Genomic DNA, 21,401 nt, shown 5'->3' with positions numbered 1-21,401 from the left:
TTAGGAAGGGCTGTGATCCGAGGAGCATCAGCGGGCCCTGAACTATTCATCGGGGTCGATAGCCGACGGCCGTTCGGCGATCGGTCGGCGGCGGTCGGCTCGGGTCTTGATGAGGCTGGCGGCGGTCGCCACCGCGATCGTCGCCACGATGAACAGCAGTGATAGCCAGATCGGGATCTCGGGAATCACCGTGATCGGCTCCCCGCCGTTGATGAACGGCAACTCGTTCTTGTGCAGGGCGTGGATCAGCAGCTTCACGCCGATGAAGCCCAGGATGACCGCCAACCCCTGAGCGAGATACACGAGTCGCTCGAGCAGACCGCCGATCAGGAAGAAGAGCTGCCGCAACCCCATCAGCGCGAACACGTTGGCGGTGAAGACGATGTAGGCCTCCTCGGTGAGCCCGTAGATCGCCGGGATCGAGTCGATCGCGAAGATGAGGTCGACGAAGCCGATGGCGACGATGGTGAGCAGCATCGGCGTCACCCAGCGCCTGCCGTCCTTTCGCACCGTGAGCCGGTCACCGTGGTACTCGTTCGTCACTGGAAGATGACGGCGGACGAAACGCATGAACCTGCCGTCGACGAGGTCGGAACCGCCGTGCGCGAACGCCTGCCGATAGGCGAGGAACAGCAGCAGAGCACCGAATACGTAGAAGACCCAGGAGAAGTTCTCGATCAGCGCGGCACCGACCGCGATGAAGACGCCGCGCAGGATCAGCGCGATGACGATGCCGATCATCAGCACTTTCTGCTGATAGATCTTCGGCACGGCGAAGCTCGTCATCACGATGAGGAAGACGAAGAGATTGTCGACCGACAGCGCCTTCTCGGTCAGGTAGCCCGCGAAGTACTCACCGCCGTACGTCCAGCCGGACACCACGCCGATGCCGACGCCGAAGAGGAGCGCGAGAACGATGTAGAACGCTGACCATCGAGCCGACTCGCCGACCGTCGGCTCGTGGGGCTTGCGCACGTGGGCGAAGAACTCGTAGATGAAGAAGGCGATCGTGACGCCGACCGTGATGATCCAAACGAGTGGGGTGACGTTCAAAGAAAGCTCCAAACCTGGCGTGAACAACTCGACGCCAAGGTCTTCTCCATTCCTTCGAGCAGGAACCGATGGCCCGGGATGCGACGTGCATCCGTAATGACGAGCGACCGTGCCGGAGTACTCCCCTTGGACTTCAAAGGGTAAAGGCATCCGTTGGAAGTTTGCTGAACGGAATGCGCTGGTCGCACCGGCGGCACGTCAGGGCGTTGAGGGGATGACGGGAGCCTTCCCCCTGCGGCTCCGCCTCCGGGCTCAGTTCGATTGCCCTGCCTGTCTCTCGAAACAACCAACGAAGGCCGCCACAAGGGCGACCTTCGTTCTTCCGAGGGGATGACGGGAATCGTCCCCACCGCTCGGCCGCCACGTCGCTGCGCGACGCGCCGGAACCGGCGGCGTGGGCCCACCCACGGGTTCGATTCGCAGCATGCACGAACGCCCTGCCGCACCGCCTTCGGCGGCACGTCAGGGCGTTGAGGGGATGACGGGAGCCTTCCCCCTGCGGCTCCGCCTCCGGGCTCAGTTCGATTGCCCTGCCTGTCTCTCGAAACAACCAACGAAGGCCGCCACAAGGGCGACCTTCGTTCTTCCGAGGGGATGACGGGAATCGTCCCCACCGCACGGCCGCCACGTCGCTGCGCGACGCGCCGGAACCGGCGGCGTGGGCCCACCCACGGGTTCGATTCGCAGCATGCACGAACGCCCTGCCGCACCGCCTTCGGCGGCACGTCAGGGCGTTGAGGGGATGACGGGAGCCTTCGCCCTGCGGCTCCGCCTCCGGGCTCAGTTCGATTGCCCTGCCTGTCTCTCGAAACAACGAAGGCCGCCACAAGGGCGACCTTCGTTCTTCCGAGGGGATGACGGGAATCGTCCCCACCGCACGGCCGCCACGTCGCTGCGCGACGCGCCGGAACCGGCGGCGTGGGCCCACCCAGGGGTTCGATTCGCAGCATGCACGAACGCTCTGCCGCACCGCCTTCGGCGGCACGTCAGGGCGTTGAGGGGATGACGGGAATCGAACCCGCGCTGTCTGCTTGGGAAGCAGAAGTTCTGCCATTGAACTACATCCCCGAGTCGCTCTGAGAAGAGCGGCGCGGGTTCATCTTACTGATCGCCGCTGTTCGGTCGCCAACATGACGCATCCGGCCCAGAGTGGGAGCGACGCCGAACGGCGCTCACCAGAGTGAACAGGAGAAGCGCACAATGAACCACTTCGAAGGCAAGGTCGCTCTCGTCACCGGCGGCGGTTCCGGCCTCGGCGAGGCGATCGTCAAGGATCTTGCGAAGCACGGCGCGAGCGTCGTCGTGACCGACATCAAGCTCGACGCGGCCACCCGGGTGGCCGACGAGGTGAAGGCCGCCGGCGGCAAGGCCGAACCCCTCCAAGCAGACACCGCGAGAGCGGAAGACAGTGAGAAATCGGTGAGATTCGCGGTCGACACCTTCGGGGCGCTGCATTTCGCGGTGAACAACGCGGGCATCGGCGGCGCCAACGCACCGACGGGCGAAGTCGACCTCGAGGACTGGAACCGTGTGATCGACATCAACCTCAACGGTGTGCTCTACGGCATGCGCTACCAGATCCCTGAAATGCTCAAAGCCGGGGCCGAGAACAGCGCGATCGTGAACATGGCGTCGATCCACGGCATGGTCGCCGCGCTCGGCAACTCCGCGTACACCGCGGCGAAGCACGGCGTTGTGGGGCTCACCAAGAACGCGGCAGCCGAGTACGGGCCACAGGGACTTCGCATCAATGCGATCGGCCCGGGGTACATCGACACGCCGCTCCTGCAGTCCGCCCCGGCAGAGATCCTCACCGGGCTCAAGGCCAAGCATCCGCTTGGTCGTCTCGGCCGAGCCGAGGAGGTCGCGAGTGTCGCGACGTTCCTGCTCTCCGACAGAGCCTCGTTCATGACGGGCGCGTACGTCGTCGTCGATGGCGGCTACACGACCGTCTGACCGCAATCGCACGGTGACGGATGCTGGCGCTCGCCGCGGCATCCGTCACCCCTCAGCGCTGGCCACCGCCGGTCGCATATTCTGGCTGCGTGCTGCTCAGTGACAGAGACATCAAGGCCGAGATCGCCGCGTCGCGCATCGCGCTCGAACCGCTCGACCTCGGAATGGTGCAACCGTCGAGCGTCGACGTGCGCCTCGACCGCTTCTTCCGACTCTTCGACAACCACAAGTACCCCTATATCGACCCTGCAGAAGACCAGCCGGAGCTCACGCGACTGGTTGAGGTCGACGCGACCGAGTCATTCGTGCTGCACCCGGGCGAGTTCGTGCTCGCCTCCACGTTCGAGCAGGTGACCCTGCCCGACGACGTCGCCGCCAGGCTCGAGGGCAAGAGCTCGCTCGGGCGCCTCGGGCTGCTGACGCACTCGACAGCCGGGTTCATCGACCCCGGCTTCTCGGGGCACGTGACGCTCGAGCTCAGCAATGTGGCGACCCTGCCCATCAAGCTCTGGCCGGGCATGAAGATCGGCCAGCTCTGCTTCTTCAGGCTGAGCTCGGCGGCCGAGCACCCCTACGGCTCGAGCGTGTACTCGAGCCGGTACCACGGCCAGCGCGGGCCCACCGCATCGCGCTCGTACAAGAACTTCCACCGCACCGACGTCTCGGTCACCGACGCCGGCAGCCGCGGCAACTGAGCAAGGGCGACGCGGCCGCACCGAGGCACACACGAAAGCGCCCCCGCCGAGGCGAGAGCGCTTTCGCAATGAGCCGTGGGCCAGTCCCCACGACAGTTGGTGAGGCTGCGGCTACGCAGCCTCGCGTTGCTTGATGAGGTCGAGCGCCACGTCGACGATCATGTCCTCCTGACCGCCGACCATCTTGCGCTTTCCGAGCTCCATCAGGATTTCGATCGTCGGGATGCCGTAACGCGCCGACGCGCGCTCGGCGTGCAGCAGGAACGACGAGTAGACCCCCGCGTAGCCGAGGCCCAGCGTCTCGCGGTCGACCTGCACCGGTCGCACCTGCAGCGGCCGCACGATGTCGTCGGCGGCATCCATGAGGGCGAAAAGGTCGGTGCCGTGCACCCAACCCAGCTTGTCGGCGACCGCGATGAACACCTCGAGTGGCGCGTTGCCGGCGCCGGCCCCCATGCCCGTGAGGCTTGCATCGACGCGGTTCGCGCCCGCCTTCACGGCGGCGACACTGTTCGCGACACCGAGCGAGAGATTGTGGTGCGCGTGGATGCCGATCTCGGTGGTCGGCTCGAGCACATCGCGCATCGCGTTCACGCGGTCGGTGACGTCGTCCATGGTCTGGGCGCCTGACGAGTCGACGACGTAGACGCATTGCGCGCCGTAGCTCTCCATCAGCTTCGCCTGCTTGGCGAGCTCGGCCGCAGGGGTCATGGCGCTCATCATCAGGAAGCCGGTGGTGTTGAGGCCGATCTCGCGCGCGGTCTCGATGTGCTGCGCCGAGACGTCAGCCTCCGTGCAGTGCGTCGCGATGCGCACGTAGCTCACGCCTGCGGATGCCGCCCGCTTGAGATCGTGGATGGTACCGACTCCTGGCAGCAGCAGTGTCGCGATCGCGATTCGGTCAGCGACCTCAGCCGCGGCCTCGATCCACTCGACATCGGAGTGCGCGGCGAAGCCGTAGTTCACGCTCGAGCCGTTGAGCCCGTCACCGTGCGCGACCTCCACGCTGTCGACGCCCGCCTTGTCGAGCGCGGCGACGATGTCGCGCACGTTCTGCACGCTGTACTGATGCCGCACCGCGTGACTGCCGTCGCGCAGAGTGACGTCGGAGATGAAGAGCTTGTCGCTCGCGGGGTTGAACGTGTTGCGGTTGAACATGGCTCAGGCCACCTCCTGCGTGCTGCGGCGCGACTCCGCGCGTTGAGCGATCGTCTCGGCGGTGCGCAGCGCTGCCGACGTCATGATGTCGAGGTTTCCGGCATACGCCGGCAGGTAGTGCGCCGCACCCTCGACCTCGAGGAAGACACTGGTCTTGAGACCCGAGAACTGACCGACGCCCGGAATGTTGACCGGCACATCGATGAGTTCAAACTGCACCTGCTGCTTGAGGCGGTAGCCCGGCACATACTGGTTGACTTCGGCGACCATCTGCTCGATCGCCGCTTCGATGGCGTGCTGGTCGGCGGGCTCCGAGAGCGTGAACACGGTGTCGCGCATCATCAACGGAGGCTCGGCCGGGTTCAGCACGATGATGGCCTTGCCCTTCTGGGCGCCCCCGATCGACTCGATGGCGGCGGAGGTGGTCTCCGTGAACTCGTCGATATTGGCGCGCGTGCCCGGCCCGGCCGATCTGCTGGCGATCGACGCGACGATCTCGGCGTAGGCGACCTTCGTCACACTCGATACGGCAGCCACGATCGGAATCGTCGCCTGGCCGCCGCAGGTGACCATGTTGAGGTTCGGCGCGTCGAGGTGCTCCTCGAGGTTGACCACCGGCACGCAATACGGGCCGATCGCGGCGGGGGTGAGATCGAGCAGTCGAATCGACGGCTTCGCGGCGAGCAGCTTCTCGGCGTTGACCTTGTGGGCGCCGGCCGAGGTGGCATCGAACACGATGTCGATCTCTTCGAAGACGGGATGCGCGATCAAGCCATCAACGCCGGTCGCGATCGCCTCGACGCCGAGGCGCTGCGCTCTGGCGAGTCCGTCGCTCTGCGGGTCGATTCCGACCAGCGCCTTGATCGCGAGGGTTCCGCTGCCGCGGAGGATCTTGATCATGAGGTCGGTACCGATGTTCCCCGACCCGATGATGGCTGCGTTCGCAGTCGCTTTGCCGCCCATGGCGCCTCCTTGTTCGATATTTCGACAGCCGTTCGAACTATCGACAGGATGCTAGCATGTGCGCATGGCAAGGCTCACCCCCGCAGTCATGCGCACGTTCGACATCCTCGAACTCTTCCTCGCTGACGACACCGAGCTCTCGGCTGCCGAGGTCGTGAAGCTCACGGGGCTGCCGCGCACGAGCGTGCACGAGCTCATCAACACGCTGGTTGCGCGCGAATACCTGGAGAAGGACGAGTCTCGGGGAGTGTTCCGGCTCGGTGTGCGCCTACTGCAGCTCGGCAACGCGTATTCGGCACGTTTCGACATGTTGGCGGCAGCGAACGAAGTCGCCCGGATGCTGTCGGACCGTCTGGGCGAGACTGTGAGCGTCGCGCTCCGCCAGGGCGCCGAGGTCTTCTATCTCGCCAAGATCGAGGCGAGGGACATTGTGCGCATGCCGTCGAGCATCGGCAAGACGCTGCCTGCCAACGCGACGGCGCTGGGCAAGGCCCTGCTCGCCGCGCTGACCGCAGACCAGGTGCGAGTGCTCTTTCCCGACGGAACTCGGCTGCCGAAGCTCACCGCGAATTCGATCGGGACCATCGCGGAACTCGAAGCGCAACTCGAACAGGTGCGCCACGACGGCGTCGCCTTCGAGCGCGAGGAGTCGGCCGAGAACGTGACGTGCGTTGCCGCGCCCGTGCGCGATGCGAGTGGAGCCGTCGTCGCGGCCATCAGCACCTCGGTGCCCGTGCCGCGCTGGGAGCAGCAGCCCCAGGAGCACTGGGTCGAGGCGGTACGAGACGGTGCCGAGCAGCTTTCGATCCGGCTCGGATACCGCGCTCCGAAGACCCCGCGCGAAGCCGACCGCCGCACCGCCTGAGTCCGACGATTACACCGCCGTCGCCGCAGACGGCGATCAGCGCCCCAAGGAAGAGAGAACGCAACCGCATGACCGCCAGCACCGACCACGCCCGTCTCGGAGACGCACTGCTCGCCGCGTACGACAGCAAGCAGCCCATAGCGCCGATCACCTCCACGGTCGAAGGGCTGCAGGTCGCCGACGCGTACGCGATCCAGCAGCACCAGGTAGCGGCATGGACGGCATCCGGACGCACGATCCGAGGGCGCAAGGTCGGGCTCACCTCGCTTGCGATGCAACGGCAGCTCGGCGTCGACCAGCCCGACTACGGCGTGCTGCTCGATGACATGTTCCACCTCGACTCGATGCCGATCGAGGCGAGCCGATTCATCAGCCCGAAGGTGGAGCCTGAGATCTCGTTCATGCTCAAGAAGCCGCTCGCCGGCCCGGGCGTGACGGTCGCTGAGGCGATCCAGGCCGTCGACTACGCGATCGCGTCGATCGAGATCATCGACTCGCGCATCGCCGACTGGAAGATCACCCTCGTCGACACGATCGCCGACAACGCGAGTTCGGGCGGCGTCGTACTCGGCACCAGGCCAGTGGAACTGCGCGACATCGACCTCTTCACTACGGGTTGCGTGCTCACCAAGAACGGCGCGGTCGTCGACACGGGCGCCGGCGGAGCCGTGCTCGGATCGCCGATCGGGTCGCTCGTGTGGCTTGCGAACACGCTCGGGCAACTTGGGGTCTCACTCGAGGCAGGCGAAGTCGTGATGCCCGGATCGGTCTGCGCCGCGGTTGCGGTATCCGCCGGCGACACAGTGACGGCGCACTTCGGCGTACTCGGCCCGGTCACGGCCCGCTTCGTCTGATCACCACCACGGCGGGGTCGCGGATGCCGGGGCCCCGTGACGGCGGGGCTCCTCGGTGACGTCAGTCTTCGCGCCACCCGAGGTTGCGCGCCATCGCCTCGAGCGTGCGCAGCGTCGTGTCGTAGTCGGCTTCGTCGACATCCGACCCGAGGTCATCCCGAAGCTGGCTCACCACCTCGCTGAGCCTGCCGAAGGCGACCGAGCCACGCTCCGTGATCTCATAGCCGCCCTGAGTGGCGCCCACCCAGCCGCTCTCGATGAGTTCGGTCAGATGCTCGACCGACGACTCGCCCTCGGCTCCCTCGATGAACGGCGCCACGGCAGCGTCGAGGCGAGCCACATCGGCCTCGCCGGCCGAGAGCACGTTCAGCAATTGCCACTGTCGCCGCGTGACGCCGTGCTCTTCGAGCACGGTGATGAATCGGTCGTCGATCAACCGGTCGACGAGTTTCAACCAGAACCCGATCGGTCGTGACTGCGCTGTCATAGCCACAGGTTAACGAGGCTGATGGTCCGTGTCAGCAGAACCGCTCAGGGTCGGTGCGGTTCTTCATAAGCGGAACTGGCCCAGCTAGACGAGCTCCGACTGCTTCGCCTTGACCGGCAGCATGAGCAGCAGGCCCGCGAGCAGTACGAGCACGATGCCCAGGATGCCGAAGCGGGTGTCGCCGGTGACGGCGACGAACACCGCGAACAGCGTGGGGGCGAGGAAGCTCACAGCCCTGCCGGTTGTGGCATAGAGCCCGAAGAGCTCGCCCTCGCGGCCTCGTGGAGTGATTCGGCTGAGGAAGCTGCGGCTCGCCGATTGCACCGGTCCGACGAAGAGGCAGAGCGCGAGGCCGGCGACCCAGAAGACGCCCTTCCCGTCTCCGAGGAACAGCACTGAGGTGCCGGCGATGACGAGCCCGACGAGTGAGCCCATGATGATCGTCTTCGCGCCGAGCTTGTCGTCGAGCCAGCCGCCGATGAAGGTGCCCGCACCGGCGACCACGTTGGCTGCCACGGCGAAGTAGAGCACTTCGGTCGTGCTGAACCCGAACACCTGGGCGGCGATGATGGCGCCGAAGGTGAAGACCCCGGCGAGTCCGTCACGGAACACAGCGCTCGCGAGCAGGAACAGCAGCACTTGAGGGCTGCGCTTCGCCAGCTGGCCGATCGTGCGGAACAGCACGCGGTAGGAGGCGAGGAACCCCACCCGGTTCTCGCGCTCGCGGGCGGGAATCTCGGGCACCTTGAACATCACCGGCAGTGCGAACAGTGCGAACCAGACCGCCGAGGCGAGCACCGCGAGCCGCACGTTGAACCCGTCATCCGTCGTCACGCCCAGCACGCCTCGGCCCCCGCCGACGCCGAGATCCTGGATGAAGAGCAGCAGGAGCACCGCGAGCAGCACGATGCCGCCGATGTAGCCCATGCCCCAGCCGAAGCCGGAGATCTTTCCGACATTGTCGCGAGTCGAGACCTGCACGAGCATCGCGTTGTAGTTCACGCTCGCGAACTCGAAGAAGACGTTGCCGACTGCGAGGAGGACGGCCCCCAACACAAGGTACGACGGGGCGCCCTGCACGAAGAACATCGCGGCCATCGCGAGCACGACCAGCGCGGTGTTCACGCCGAGCCAGAACTTGCGGCGGCCTGAGCCATCGGAGCGCTGGCCCATCACGGGTGCGAGGGCTGCGATCAGCACGCCCGCGATGGCGAGTCCGCCACCGACGAGACTGGCGTTATCGGCGAGCGCGCGGACGAGTGCCGGGTCTTTCGCGTTCTCACCCGCGGCGTCGACGATGGCCGGGTCGACGAACAGCGAACTGGCGAGGTAGGTGCTGAACACGAAGGTCGTGACCACCGCGTTGAAGGCAGCCGAACCCCAGTCCCAGAGCGCCCAGGCGAACACCCGGCTGCGAGGCGCGGCATCCCGGCCCTGCTCGCCGCTCTGCGCGGAGGGCGGATTGGCAGTTCGCCCGCCTCCGACCAGTGACGAGGAAGACGCCGCATCATGGCCGGCGCGACGCGGATGCTGGGGAGACTGGCTCATATCGCCAAGCTAGTGCCGCCTGGTGAACCGGAGGAGAACCGGCGCGCGCAAGGCTGCTACGCGCCACGGCACTGAATGGCACGTGGCGGTGAGAGCGGTTGATGAATGGCACGGGGCCGTGAGAGCGGTCGCAACGGCGACCAACCCCTCCACATAGCGGGGACTTGAGTCATTCACACTCAACTTCCAGGCCGCGCAAATTGACACTCGGCACCGGGGCGCGCAAACTTGATACATCGCGACTCAAGTTCGATGACCTTCGAATCGGATGCTGTGCAGCAACGGCCGGCATCCAGCATCCGTCCAGCAGACCTGACCCTGACCAAGAACATGAAGGAGCGCAGCACATGGCTCGAGCAGTAGGAATCGACCTCGGAACCACCAACTCGGTGGTCTCGGTTCTCGAGGGCGGTGAGCCCACCGTCATCGCGAACGCCGAGGGCATGCGCACCACCCCGTCGGTGGTCGCGTTCACCAAGGACGGCGAGGTGCTCGTCGGCGAGACCGCCAAGCGCCAGGCCGTCACCAACGTCGACCGCACGATCGCATCGGTCAAGCGCCACATGGGCACTGACTGGACCCAGACGATCGACGGGAAGAAGTACACGCCGCAGGAGATCTCGGCGCGCATCCTCGGCAAGCTGAAGCGCGACGCCGAGCAGTACCTCGGCGAGAGCGTCACCGACGCCGTCATCACCGTGCCGGCGTACTTCAACGACGCCGAGCGCCAGGCCACCAAGGAGGCGGGCGAGATCGCGGGCCTCAACGTGCTCCGCATCATCAACGAGCCCACTGCGGCGGCCCTCGCGTACGGCCTCGACAAGGGCAAGGAGGACGAGCTCATCCTCGTCTTCGACCTCGGCGGTGGAACGTTCGACGTGTCGCTGCTCGAAGTGGGCAAGGACGAGGACTTCTCGACGATCCAGGTGCGCGCGACCGCCGGTGACAACCGACTCGGCGGTGACGACTGGGACCAGCGCGTGGTCGACCACCTCATCAAGCGGTTCAAGGACACCACCGGCGTCGACGTGTCGAACGACAAGATCGCCAAGCAGCGCCTCAAGGAGGCCGCGGAGCAGGCGAAGAAGGAGCTCAGCTCCTCGATGTCGACCAGCATCCAGCTGCCCTACCTCTCGCTCACCGAGAACGGCCCCGCCAACCTCGACGAGACCCTGACGCGCGCGCAGTTCGAGCAGATGACGTCAGACCTGCTCGACCGCACCAAGAAGCCGTTCGAAGACGTGATCCGCGAGGCGGGCATCAAGGTCTCCGACATCGCGCACGTCGTGCTCGTCGGCGGATCGACCCGGATGCCGGCGGTAAGCGAGCTCGTCAAGCAGATGACCGGCGGCCAGGAGCCGAACAAGGGCGTCAACCCTGACGAGGTCGTCGCCGTCGGCGCCGCACTGCAGGCAGGTGTGCTGAAGGGTGAGCGCAAGGACGTGCTGCTCATCGACGTGACCCCGCTGAGCCTCGGAATCGAGACCAAGGGCGGCATCATGACGAAGCTCATCGAGCGCAACACCGCCATTCCGACCAAGCGCAGCGAGACGTTCACCACCGCCGACGACAACCAGCCGTCGGTGGCGATCCAGGTGTTCCAGGGCGAGCGCGAGTTCACTCGCGACAACAAGAACCTGGGCACGTTCGAGCTGACCGGCATCGCCCCGGCGCCTCGCGGCATCCCTCAGATCGAGGTCACCTTCGACATCGACGCGAACGGCATCGTTCACGTCTCGGCGAAGGACAAGGGCACCGGCAAGGAGCAGTCGATGACCATCACCGGCGGCTCGTCGCTGCCGAAGGAGGACATCGAGCGCATGGTGCGCGAGGCCGAGGAGCACGCGGCTGAGGACAAGGCGCGTCGTGAGGCGGCCGAGGTGCGCAACAACGCCGAGCAGCTCGCCTACTCGATCGAGAAGCTCATCAAGGACAACGAGGAGAAGCTGCCCGCCGACGTGAAGAGCGACGTGCAGGGCGACCTCGACGCGCTGAAGAACGCGCTCGCCGGTGACGACGAGGCGGCGGTCAAGTCGGCATTCGACAAGCTCAACGCGAGCCAGACGAAGCTCGGCGAGGCCATCTACGCCTCGAGCCAGTCGGAGACCCCTGAGGGGCAGCCGGCGGGTGCCGAGAACGCGTCGAGCTCGGACGACGAGGACATCGTCGACGCCGAGGTCGTTGACGAGGAAGAGAAGAAGTAGTCAGCATGGCCGACGAGAAGAACCCGGAGGAGGGTGTGCCGGAGGAGCGATTGCAGCACGAGCAGCTGCAGCGCGAGCCGCACTCCGAAGACGGTGACACGACGGATGCCGAGGAGCTGATCGCAGCCGAGGGACCCGACGTCGAGCAGCCCAGCGACGACCTGTCGTCTGAGGATCGCGCGCTGCTCGACGAGGCCGAGCGGGATCTCGTCACGGAGTACCGTGAGCGGGCTGCCCGCGCCGAGGCCGAACTGGTCAACTTCAGGATGCGCGTCGAACGCGACCGCGCCGCGAACCGCGAAGCGGTCGTGGCCGACGTGGTGCGCTCGCTGCTCCCGGTGATCGACGACCTCGATCTCGCCGAGAAGCATGGCGACCTCGTTGAGGGCTCCGCGGTGGCGCTGATCGCCGAGAAGCTGCGGGGCACCTTCGAGCGGATGGGCCTGCGGCGCGTGGGGGAGCAGGGCGAGGTGTTCGACCCGAACTTCCACGATGCGATCGCGCAGCTGCCGACGCCCGGAGCGACCGAGCAGACCGTGGCCGATGTGGTGCAGGTCGGCTTCGCCCTGGGCGACCGGCTGCTCCGTGCCGCGAAGGTCGCGGTGGCGGTGCCCGCGGAGTAACGCAGACGGCGGATGCCGGGGGTCGGCCGCACGGTCGCCCCGGCATCCGCTGCGCTCGGCGCGAAGCACCGGCATCCGCATGTCCGTACACACACTGAATGAGGCCACCGGCCGGAACGACCACCTGAGGAGGGGACGCGCATGGCGAGCCAGGACTGGTTCGACAAGGACTTCTACGCCGTGCTCGGCGTCTCGAAAGACGTCAGCGACGCCGACCTGAAGAAGACCTATCGAAAGCTGGCGCGCCAGTTCCACCCGGACTCGAATCCCGACGACGCGAAGGCCGAGGCGCGCTTCAAGGAGATCAGCGAGGCGTACTCGGTGCTCTCCGATCCGGAGCAGCGCCGGGAGTACGATCAGCTGCACGCAATGGGGTCGGGCGCGCGCTTCACGGCCCCAGGTGGAGGGGGCCAGGGCGGCTTCGAAGACGTCTTCGGCGGCGTGTTCGGCGGTGGCGCCCGAACGGCTGACTTCGAGGACCTGCTCGGCGGCATGTTCGGCAGCGGCCGGTTCGGGCAGACCAGCGGCGGATTCCGCGGCTTCGGCGGCCCGACTCGCGGTCGTGACCAGACCGCGAACGTCACCCTCGAGTTCACCACCGCCGTGCACGGCGACACCGTCGAGCTGCAGCGCAGCGACGGCCGCCCGATCAAGGTCAAGATCCCGGCAGGAGTCGCCGACGGGCAGAAGATCAAGCTGCGCGGAAAGGGTGAGCCGAGCCCCGACGGCGGAGAGGCCGGCGACCTGATCCTCACGGTCACGGTGCGCAAGCACCCCGTGTTCAAGCGCGATGGGCTCAACCTGCGAGTCGACGTTCCCGTCACCTTCGCTGAGGCCGCGCTCGGCGCGACCATCGAGGTTCCGACGCTCGGGGGTGACCCGGTGCGACTGAAGATCGCGCCTGGAACGCAGAGCGGTCGCGTGCTCCGCGTGAAGGATCGTGGTGTGAAGACGCCGAAGGCCACGGGTGATCTGCTCGCCACTGTCCAGGTGGCCGTGCCGAGCCACCTTCCCGGCGAGGCCCGTGAGAAGCTCGAGGCGTTCGCGGCATCGCTGCCCGACGAGAACCCCAGACTCGACCTGCTCGACCGCGCGCGAGCGTAGCGGACGAGAACCAGCTCCGCAGAGAGGAGAGCGCGATGACGATGAACGAGCACACCCCGCTGTTCGCGATCGCGGTCGCCGCCGAACTCTCCGGCATGCACCCCCAGACGCTGCGCCAGTACGACCGGCTCGGGCTGGTGTCGCCTACCCGCACGGTGGGCAAGTCACGCCGCTACTCGATGCGTGACATCGCGAGGCTTCGCGAGATCGCTGCGCTGAGCGCCGAAGGGCTGAACCTCGAGGGCATCAGGCGCATTCTGCAGCTCGAGGATGAGACGGCGGCGCTGCGAGCGCGAGTCAAGGAACTGGAGTCGGCGCTCGCCGATGAGCTGCTCGCCCGGCCTGGGCGACGCGTGTTCGCGGCTGGAGCGCAGGGCGAGGTCATCACCATCACGCCGGGCACCCGGGTGCGCCGCCGCAATCAGCTCGTGCTGTGGAGCGGGCATCAGGAGCGCGGCTGAGCGCCGACTCCACCGCGACCCCACCGCGACCCAGTGCGCGGCATGCGGCCAGTTCGGCTCGCTCAGCGCCCGGAGCGTCGCTCTCGCCACACGAGGATGCCGGCAGACACGGCACCGACGCTCATGACCACCGTTGCTGCGGCCGTCGTGATAAGCGGGAGCGTCCAGTCGCCCGTCGAGTCGTACTGCCATCCCGCGATGCTCGCGGAGGTGGCTCCGCTCGTGTAGGCGATCATCTGCACCATCGCCAACATGCGACGGGTGTGATCGCTGTCGACGGCCCGCTGGTAGATCAACCCGAAGAGCACGGTGAAGAGCCCGGACTGGGCGAGCCCACCGAGCACGAGCCAGATAGGCCACAGCGAGGGCGCCAGGAGCAGGCCGAACGGTGCCGACATCCACAGCGTGCCGACCAGCGCCAGCACGGGAGCCGGCGGTCGACTTCCGACGAGCATCGGGAACAGCATGGCGCCGACGATGCCGCATCCCATGAACATCGACAGCGCGAGGCCCGCCGATGTCATCGAGAGGTCGGTGCGTTCCACGAGGATCGTCGGCAGCCAGCCGCTCAGCACGTTGAACGCGAAGTTGTGGCACGCGAATGTGCCGGCGATGAGCCACACGCTGAGACTCGTCCAGGTCCCCCGGCGGCGGTTGACCGGCCCTCGGATGACCGGCGTGGGCGAGGTCATCGTTGAGATCGCCTCGATCGGAGCGGTGAACATCGCGCGCTCGGGCTGCTCCCCGGCGGCGGTCATTGCGCCGGATCGACGCGCGAAGAGCCAGGGGATCCACGCGATCACCGCGAGCACGCCCCACGACGCGATCGCGATCTCCCAGCCGAAGGCGAGTGCGAGCGGTGCGGTCGCGGCGAAGGTGATCATCATGCCGCCGCTCGAGAAGGCGGCGAAGACCCCGTTCATCTTGATCGCCCGGGCAAGCGGCAATTCGCGGCCGATGATCACGGGCACGGCGATGTTGCCGATCGTCAGTGCCGCACCGAGCACTACGGTGCCCGCGAGCGCGAACTCGGCTGTGCCCAGCGAGCGCACCACGACGCCGAGCACGATCGTGCCGAGCATGACATCGACGGCACGGTCGGGGCCGAGCTTGCGGATGATGACGCTCGCAAGCGGAACCGCCAGGGCGAACAGCAGGATGGGCAGCCCGACAAGCAGGCCGGCGACCGCTGAATCCATCCCCAGGTCTCGCTGGATCTGGGGGAGCACGGGTGCAGGCGCGCTGATCGTCGCTCGCGCGTTGAGCGCGACAGCGAGGATCGCCGCGACGAAGAGCGCCTGTCGGCCGTCGCGCCACCGACGCCCGCGGTCTCGCATCTCGGTTCGAGTCTAGGGCGGCGGGTGAGACCGCCTCGGCTCGTGCACCATTGAGCGGATGGGTGGCACGCGCACTGCGAGCTCGGCGTTCGGGGTCAGCGACGCGGCGATCTCGCAGCGCTTTGCTGGGGGCGTGCCGACTGCTCGACTATCGTCGTTGCATGCCCCAAGACCGGTTCCCTTCGGATCGGTCCGCGACTGACCGCCGGCCCTCGGAGCCGGTGACGCCAGCCGCCTTCTCGTTCGACCGCTTGCGACGCCGCCCCGATGTCGAAGCCCCCTCGCTGCACGCCGTCGATGCGGCCGATCGGATGCTGCTCGACCTCGCGAGCGGGGCAGCGCCAGACCTCGTCGAGCACCTCCGCGAGCAGTCCGCGGGCGGGTTCGACGCGCTCGCCGGACGAGACGTCTCGGTGATCGGCGACGCGTACGGGGCGGTCACCCTCGGTGCGTTGGAGCTCGGCGGCGCTCGCCGAGTGCGAGTGCACCAGGATCCGCTCTCGGCCGAGCAGGCTCTCGACGCCAACGCCGCCGAGTTCGCGCCCGGCGCTCTCCGGCGGTTCGAGCATCATCCGCTGGCTCCTTCGTTGGTAGCGGATGCCGAGACCGTGCTCGTGAAGCTGCCCCGCTCGCTCGATGCGCTCGAAGAGATCGCCGGCCTCGTGGCGACCGGGGTGCATCGTGATGCGGTCGTGCTGGCCGCCGGGATGGTCAAGCACATGACGCCGGCCATGAATGAGCTGCTCGGCCGATGGTTCGAGCGCGTCGACGTCGCGCGCGCTCGGCAGAAGGCTCGCGCGCTCGTGCTCAACGGTCCTCGAGCGACTGCAGAGGCGGATGCCTGGCCCCGCTGCTTGCGCGACGACGACCTTGGCCTGGCGGTGTGCGCGCACGGCGCCGCCTTCGCCGGCCCTCGGGTCGACCTCGGCACGCGGTTGCTGCTGGCGACGCTCGAGGCCGAGGGCGTCGACCGCCGCGGTGGCGAGGCGATCGACCTCGGGTGCGGCACGGGCGTCATCGCCACCTGGCTGGCGCAGCGCGGCATGCGGGTGCTCGCAACCGATCAATCCGCGGCTGCCGTGGCATCGGCCGCCGCGACGGCACGTGCCAACGGAGTGGCCGATCGGGTCGTCGTCGAGCGAGACGACGCTCTGCAAGGCAGGCCCCCGGCATCCGCTCGCCTGATCGTGCTGAACCCGCCGTTCCACGTCGGCAGCACGGTTCACGCCGGCATTGCGACGAAGCTGTTCGAGGCAGCCGCTCGAGTGCTCCAGCCGGGAGGCGAGCTGTGGTGCGTATGGAACTCGCACCTGCAGTACGCGCCGCAACTGCGTCGACTGGTCGGCCCGACACGGCAGGCCGCTCGCACACCGAAGTTCACGGTGACGGTCTCGACGCGCCGGTGACGCGGCTCGGCCGCGCTGCCGGGATGCTGCCAGAGCGCGCCCACCTGGTGGGGACTAGCCTTGGCGCATGGCTGACAGCACGTCGTCGTCCGGCTCGGTTGCCAGCACTCCCGCGCTCGATGCGCTCGCGGCGTCGGGACTCGATTACGAAGTCACGCGACACGGCCATGTCCGATCGCTTGCGGAGGCGGCCGAGGCCCGCGGCGTGAGCCCGGCCGAGATCGTGAAGACGATGGTGGTGCGGCGGGGCGCTGACGATCACCTGCTGGTGCTCGTGCCCGGCGATCGCACCATCTCGTGGCCCAAGCTGCGTGAACTGCTCGGCGTCAACCGCCTGTCGATGCCAGATGCGGATGCCGCGTTCGAGGTCACGGGGTACCGCCGGGGCACCATCACTCCATTCGGTACCAAACAACCACTGCCAGTTGTGGCCGACGTCCGTGTTCGAGGGCACCGGGTCTCGATCGGCGGCGGTGATCACGGTGTCGCCGCGACACTGGATGGTGACGCTCTAGTGGCGCATCTCCGTGCCGAGGTCGCCGACGTGACCGACCCCGAGCAACCTCGGTGACGCTTCTGACGCTTCTGACGCTTCTGACGCCGCGAGCAGCGCCGCAGGTGTGTGCGGCGCTGCTCGTCGGAGCGCTGTGAGGTCAGCGCGCCGAGCGCAGCACCGCCTCGCCGGCTGAGACCTCGACGTGGATGCGGCTCGATGCGTTCACGTCGGAGCCGATGCGATTGTCGAATCCTCCGGCCGAGACATCCGACGTGACTTGGTACTGGCCCTCGGGCACTTCGAGCTGAAGAGAACCCGCACTCACGTCGGCCTCGATGGAGCGGGGCTGCTCGCCCGTGAAGGTGGCGTCGAGACCGCCGGCGCTGACCGACAGCGTCGCTGAAGCGACGTCTGCGAGATCGACCTCGCCCTTGCCCGCACTCACATCAGCCGTCAGAGTCTCCGCCGATCCGCTGACCATGAGTCCACCCGCGCTGATGTTCAGCCGCAGGTCTCCGAAGTCGCCGTCAACGGTGAGGTCTCCGGCAGCGAGGCTCAGACCCGCGTCGGCGCCCGCGAGTGACGAGGGCAGGCGAAGCACCGCTCGTCCCTCACCGTGCTGCTCGCCCCACGAGAACCAGTCGCCGAACCACTGACCGAACCGGTCAGGCGTGCCGACGACGAGGCGGTCGCCGGTGCGCTCGAACGTCCAGCGATCCGCGCCCCACGAGCTTGTGACCTCGAGTTCGGCCTCGCGCACGGCGCCGAACTCGACGCGCAGCGAGCCGGCGGAGACGCGAACTGCGAGTTCGTTCACACCGGCGACTGCGACCGTGCGGGACGAGGTGTGCACCGCCGCGGATGCGACGGTGGTGAGCGCCGCCGAGACGAGCGTGCCGAGCAGCACCAGCACACCGAGCACGATCGCGAGGATCGCGACGGTGCGGGCGCCTGATGACGGTCGTTGTGCGGGGGCGCCGCCCGCCGGGGGCGCTGATTCTGGCGGCGTGATGGTCGTGCTCATCGGTTCATTCCTGTCTGGGATGCGGTGCGAATTCCTGAGTGGGCGGCCGAGTTGGCGCCCTGTTGGAGCGTGGTTGTGGCGCCGCCGTGCTCGAGGTGTGCCAGTGCGGCGAGCACGCGGCGGTTGCCGGATTCATCGGGCTCGAGTCCGAGCTTCTGGAACACAGCGGTGATGTGCTTCTCGACGCTGCCCTCGCTCACGTGCAGCGTGCGGGCGATGGCCTGGTTCGAGCGGCCCTCCGCGATGAGCGCGAGCACGGAGGCCTCGCGCTCGGTGAGCCGCTGCATGCGCTCATCGCGCGCACGGCGGCTCAGCAGCTGGGCGACAACCTCGGGGTCGAGCACCGTGGCGCCTGCCGCGATGCGGTCGACCGCGTCGAGGAAGTCGCCGACATCCGCTACCCGGTCCTTCAGGAGGTAGCCGAGCGCGCCACCGCTCGAGGTGACCAGTTCAGATGCATACCGCTCTTCGACGTACTGCGAGAGCACGAGAACGGCGAGCTGGGGGAGCCGTGCGCGCAGTGCGAGTGCGGCGCGGATGCCCTCGTCTGTCCATGAGGGAGGCAGGCGCACGTCGAGGATGCACAACTCCGGCGAAGTGCGGTCGACCGCTTCGTCGAGCTCTGAGGCATCCGGCAGTGCGGCGACGACGTGGTGGCCGGCATCCTCGAGCACCCGTACAAGGCCCTCACGAAGCAGGGTCGAGTCCTCGCAGATCAGGATGCGCATGGCAGCGTCACCTCCACGCTCGTCGGGCCGCCCACGGGGCTGTCGAGGCGGGTCTCGCCGCCCGCGGCGATCACGCGGTTGTTGATTCCGTCGAGGCCGCCCCCGGGGACGACCCGAGCGCCGCCGACTCCGTCGTCTTCGACTCGCGCCCAGAGCACTCCCGGCTCGCGACGGCGCACGACGACTCGGATCTCGGTCGCCCGCGCGTGCTTCGCCGCGTTGGTGAGAGCCTCGGCGATGGCGAAGTAGGCGGCGGCCTCGGTCTCGCGACTGCAGCGACCGTCGAGGCGCACATCGAGGCGGACTGGGACCACTGAGCGCGCAGCCAGGGCCGACAGTGCCGCATCGAGACCTCGATCATCGAGCACGGAGGTGTGGATGCCGCGAGCGAGCTGTCGGAGCTCGGTGATCGCCGCCTTCGTCGAGGTGTGCGCTTCGTCGATCAGCGCCCGCGCCGCCTCGGGGTCGGAGTCGATCTTCTGCTGCGCGAGGCCGAGCGTCATTCCGACCGACACGAGCCGGGGTTGAACGCCGTCGTGCAGGTCGCGTTCGATTCGGGTGCGCTCGACGTCAGCGGCTCGCACCGCACCCGCGTGTTGTGCGTCTGCCGTACGCGCTGCCTCGGCGAGCTGGGCTTCGCGGGAGGGCACGATGATCGCGCGGGCGATGACTCCGTGCAGCACGGCGACGCCGATGATGCCGGCGATCGCGACGATCAGCACGATGATGCCGACCGCGATCGACCACGCGATCGGAACCTCGATGCCGACCCGAGCGATGCGCACGGTGCTCGATTCAGCGAATATCGGCGCGAAGGCCATGACGACGCCGGATGCCGCAACGCTCGCGAGTGCGACCGTGATCCAGCCGAGGATCGTCGCGATCGAGAAGTTCGCGATGCCGCGCCAGCTCGTAGGGTCGGTCGCCTGCAGCCACAGCGTGCGCAGGAATCCGCCGAACCCGGGGCGCCCGCTGGTACGGGGGCGTGCCACCGGCACACCGAAGCCGTACAGGCCGTCGATGCGGGCCGTCTCGAGCCGACCGACGCCGAGGATGGCATAGCTGAGGGCGATGAGGAAGAGCAGGCCGATGCCGAGCGCCGGGAGCAGGCCGAGGCCGAGGCCGAGCAGCAGGAACAGCACTGTGAAGACGATGGGGCCGATGAGGCTCATCGCGGCGAGCTGGGCGATCGCTCCCGCGACATGGCCCGGGCGCGCTACGGAGCGCACCGGAGAGGGGACTTCTGCGTTCATGGGCACCACGCTACGGCCCGGGGTGGGCATGCGCGCCAGAGTCATCCGGACACTTCTTTTCGGGTTTTCCCCCACACATGCGACTGGGCATCGCGGTTGTTGAGCGACAGACCGGCCGGCTTCAGCGGCCTCGGTGGTACCTGGAGAGAGGTGATTCGGTGGTGCGGTCCTCGCGCGATCAGCCGCGCAGCGCTGGAATCACCGTGCGCTCGAAGAGCTCGATGCCCGATCGGTCGTACGCAGCTTCCGGGAAGTAGTGGATCGCATACCCGAGCCCGATCGAGCCCATCGCCCGCAGACGCTCGGTGACCTGCTCCACTGTGCCCACCGCCTGGTTGTGCGGATTGCGGTACTCCTTCACGAAGTCAGCCGCTCGCTCAGCGCCGAGCACGGTCGCGTATCGCGCCTCGAGCCGATCGATCCGCTCGGCGACTTCGCCTTCCGTCTGTCCCACAATCGTGAAGTAGTTGGAACTGCGCACGATCGAGTCGAAGTCGCGGCCCAGATCAGCGCAGTGCTCTCGCAGGCGCTCCGACTTCGCGGTGAAGCCCTCAGGGGTGCCGGCGAAGTTGGTGTAGTCGGCGTACTTGGCGGCGATGCGGAGCGTGACGTTCATGCCCCCGCCTGCGACCCAGGTCGGAATCCCGCCATCCTGCAGCGGCAATGGCCGCACCACGGCGCCGTCGACCGTGTAGTGGCGGCCATGCAGCGTCGCGCTTCCCGTGCGCCACGCCTGCTGCATGATCTGCACCCCTTCGTCGAGCATGCGAAGCCGTTCGCCGGCGCTTGGGAACCCGTAGCCGTAGGCGCGCCACTCGTGCTCGTACCAACCGGCCCCGATCCCCATCTCTACGCGTCCACCGCTGATGATGTCGGTGGTCGCGGCGACTTTCGCCAGGTACGCGGGGTTCCGGTAGGCCATGCAGGTGCACATCTGCCCCAGACGGATCCGCGAGGTCGTCGCCGCGAACGCCGACATCAGCGTCCACGCTTCATGCGTCGCCTCTTCGGTGACGTCGGGGATGGTGTGGAAGTGGTCGTAGACCCAGAGCGACTCCCACTCCGCGGCATCCGCCTGTTGTGCGAGCGTGCGCATCGTGCGCCAGTGATCGTGCGGATCGATGCCGATGAGGTCGTGCCGCCAGCCTTGGGGGATGAAGATGCCGAAGCGCATGCGTTCACCCTA

At 67.5% G+C, this 21,401-nt stretch carries 20 protein-coding genes and 1 tRNA gene; 10 read left to right on the top strand and 11 right to left on the bottom strand.

The genetic code is table 11. The features are described from left to right. Positions 1-42: 42 nt before the first annotated feature. Complete coding sequence (locus tag ABV606_RS05785; RefSeq protein ID WP_353988709.1) at positions 43-1,053, bottom strand: TerC family protein; 1,011 nt, start codon at positions 1,051-1,053, stop codon at positions 43-45. Between the two features lie 997 nt (positions 1,054-2,050). After that, a tRNA-Gly gene (locus ABV606_RS05780) sits at positions 2,051-2,121 on the bottom strand. 132 nt (positions 2,122-2,253) lie between these two features. Between ABV606_RS05780 and ABV606_RS05775 the strand changes: the two genes are divergently transcribed. Next, positions 2,254-3,009, top strand: a complete 756-nt coding sequence (locus ABV606_RS05775; protein ID WP_353988708.1) for an SDR family NAD(P)-dependent oxidoreductase — start codon at positions 2,254-2,256, stop codon at positions 3,007-3,009. A gap of 89 nt (positions 3,010-3,098) precedes the next feature. Further along, positions 3,099-3,704: a dCTP deaminase gene (gene dcd / locus ABV606_RS05770; protein WP_353988785.1), complete on the top strand. Its 606-nt coding sequence runs from the start codon at positions 3,099-3,101 to the stop codon at positions 3,702-3,704. A 111-nt stretch (positions 3,705-3,815) separates the two neighbouring features. Here the strand turns inward: dcd and dmpG are convergent, their stop codons facing one another. Further along, positions 3,816-4,862 carry a 4-hydroxy-2-oxovalerate aldolase gene (gene dmpG / locus ABV606_RS05765; RefSeq protein WP_353988707.1) on the bottom strand — a complete coding sequence of 349 codons (1,047 nt, stop codon included), beginning with the start codon at positions 4,860-4,862 and terminating at the stop codon, positions 3,816-3,818. Positions 4,863-4,865: 3 nt separating this feature from the next. Beyond that, positions 4,866-5,825 carry an acetaldehyde dehydrogenase (acetylating) gene (locus ABV606_RS05760; RefSeq protein WP_353988706.1) on the bottom strand — a complete coding sequence of 320 codons (960 nt, stop codon included), beginning with the start codon at positions 5,823-5,825 and terminating at the stop codon, positions 4,866-4,868. Positions 5,826-5,889: 64 nt separating this feature from the next. On the opposite strand from ABV606_RS05760, the gene ABV606_RS05755 reads away from it, so the two are divergent. Beyond that, a complete protein-coding gene (locus ABV606_RS05755) occupies positions 5,890-6,690 on the top strand; it encodes an IclR family transcriptional regulator (protein WP_281488825.1) in 801 nt (266 codons plus the stop codon). Between the two features lie 68 nt (positions 6,691-6,758). Next, complete coding sequence (locus ABV606_RS05750) at positions 6,759-7,544, top strand: 2-keto-4-pentenoate hydratase (RefSeq protein ID WP_353988705.1); 786 nt, start codon at positions 6,759-6,761, stop codon at positions 7,542-7,544. Positions 7,545-7,605: 61 nt separating this feature from the next. Here the strand turns inward: ABV606_RS05750 and ABV606_RS05745 are convergent, their stop codons facing one another. Then, complete coding sequence (locus ABV606_RS05745; protein ID WP_353988704.1) at positions 7,606-8,031, bottom strand: MarR family transcriptional regulator; 426 nt, start codon at positions 8,029-8,031, stop codon at positions 7,606-7,608. 84 nt (positions 8,032-8,115) lie between these two features. After that, positions 8,116-9,579, bottom strand: coding sequence for an MFS transporter (locus ABV606_RS05740; RefSeq protein ID WP_353988703.1), 1,464 nt, complete (start codon positions 9,577-9,579; stop codon positions 8,116-8,118). A 347-nt stretch (positions 9,580-9,926) separates the two neighbouring features. Here ABV606_RS05740 and dnaK point away from each other — a divergent pair, with 347 nt between their 5' ends. The 4 genes from dnaK to ABV606_RS05720 all read left to right on the top strand — a co-directional run bounded on the left by dnaK (position 9,927) and on the right by ABV606_RS05720 (position 13,971). Beyond that, positions 9,927-11,783, top strand: a complete 1,857-nt coding sequence (dnaK, locus tag ABV606_RS05735; protein ID WP_353988702.1) for a molecular chaperone DnaK — start codon at positions 9,927-9,929, stop codon at positions 11,781-11,783. Positions 11,784-11,788: 5 nt separating this feature from the next. Beyond that, the gene (locus ABV606_RS05730) at positions 11,789-12,406 is read left to right on the top strand and encodes a nucleotide exchange factor GrpE (protein ID WP_281488804.1); all 618 of its coding nucleotides are present in this window, start codon (positions 11,789-11,791) and stop codon (positions 12,404-12,406) included. 141 nt (positions 12,407-12,547) lie between these two features. Further along, positions 12,548-13,510 carry a DnaJ C-terminal domain-containing protein gene (locus ABV606_RS05725; RefSeq protein WP_353988701.1) on the top strand — a complete coding sequence of 321 codons (963 nt, stop codon included), beginning with the start codon at positions 12,548-12,550 and terminating at the stop codon, positions 13,508-13,510. 41 nt (positions 13,511-13,551) lie between these two features. Further along, positions 13,552-13,971 (top strand): heat shock protein transcriptional repressor HspR, encoded by a 420-nt coding sequence (locus tag ABV606_RS05720; protein WP_353988784.1) that lies wholly within the window; start codon positions 13,552-13,554, stop codon positions 13,969-13,971. Positions 13,972-14,033: 62 nt separating this feature from the next. Here ABV606_RS05720 and ABV606_RS05715 read toward each other — a convergent pair whose 3' ends face one another. Next, positions 14,034-15,308 carry an MFS transporter gene (locus ABV606_RS05715; RefSeq protein ID WP_353988700.1) on the bottom strand — a complete coding sequence of 425 codons (1,275 nt, stop codon included), beginning with the start codon at positions 15,306-15,308 and terminating at the stop codon, positions 14,034-14,036. A gap of 221 nt (positions 15,309-15,529) precedes the next feature. Between ABV606_RS05715 and ABV606_RS05710 the strand changes: the two genes are divergently transcribed. After that, the gene (locus ABV606_RS05710; RefSeq protein ID WP_353988699.1) at positions 15,530-16,714 is read left to right on the top strand and encodes a class I SAM-dependent methyltransferase; all 1,185 of its coding nucleotides are present in this window, start codon (positions 15,530-15,532) and stop codon (positions 16,712-16,714) included. Positions 16,715-16,781: 67 nt separating this feature from the next. After that, the gene (locus ABV606_RS05705) at positions 16,782-17,285 is read left to right on the top strand and encodes an aminoacyl-tRNA deacylase (RefSeq protein WP_353988698.1); all 504 of its coding nucleotides are present in this window, start codon (positions 16,782-16,784) and stop codon (positions 17,283-17,285) included. 82 nt (positions 17,286-17,367) lie between these two features. Here the strand turns inward: ABV606_RS05705 and ABV606_RS05700 are convergent, their stop codons facing one another. The 4 genes from ABV606_RS05700 to ABV606_RS05685 all read right to left on the bottom strand — a co-directional run bounded on the left by ABV606_RS05700 (position 17,368) and on the right by ABV606_RS05685 (position 21,389). Continuing rightward, complete coding sequence (locus ABV606_RS05700; RefSeq protein WP_353988697.1) at positions 17,368-18,234, bottom strand: hypothetical protein; 867 nt, start codon at positions 18,232-18,234, stop codon at positions 17,368-17,370. Next, the gene (locus ABV606_RS05695) at positions 18,231-18,962 is read right to left on the bottom strand and encodes a response regulator transcription factor (RefSeq protein WP_353988696.1); all 732 of its coding nucleotides are present in this window, start codon (positions 18,960-18,962) and stop codon (positions 18,231-18,233) included. The genes ABV606_RS05700 and ABV606_RS05695 overlap by 4 nt, the downstream gene beginning before the upstream one ends. Next, a complete protein-coding gene (locus ABV606_RS05690) occupies positions 18,950-20,215 on the bottom strand; it encodes a sensor histidine kinase (RefSeq protein ID WP_353988695.1) in 1,266 nt (421 codons plus the stop codon). Before ABV606_RS05690 ends, ABV606_RS05695 begins: the two co-directional genes overlap by 13 nt. A gap of 178 nt (positions 20,216-20,393) precedes the next feature. Next, the gene (locus ABV606_RS05685) at positions 20,394-21,389 is read right to left on the bottom strand and encodes an LLM class F420-dependent oxidoreductase (RefSeq protein WP_353988694.1); all 996 of its coding nucleotides are present in this window, start codon (positions 21,387-21,389) and stop codon (positions 20,394-20,396) included. Positions 21,390-21,401 lie beyond the last annotated feature (12 nt).

Source organism: Ruicaihuangia caeni, assembly GCF_040536845.1.
Classification (GTDB): domain Bacteria; phylum Actinomycetota; class Actinomycetes; order Actinomycetales; family Microbacteriaceae; genus Ruicaihuangia; species Ruicaihuangia caeni.
This window is presented reverse-complemented; position numbering and strand designations above follow the sequence as displayed.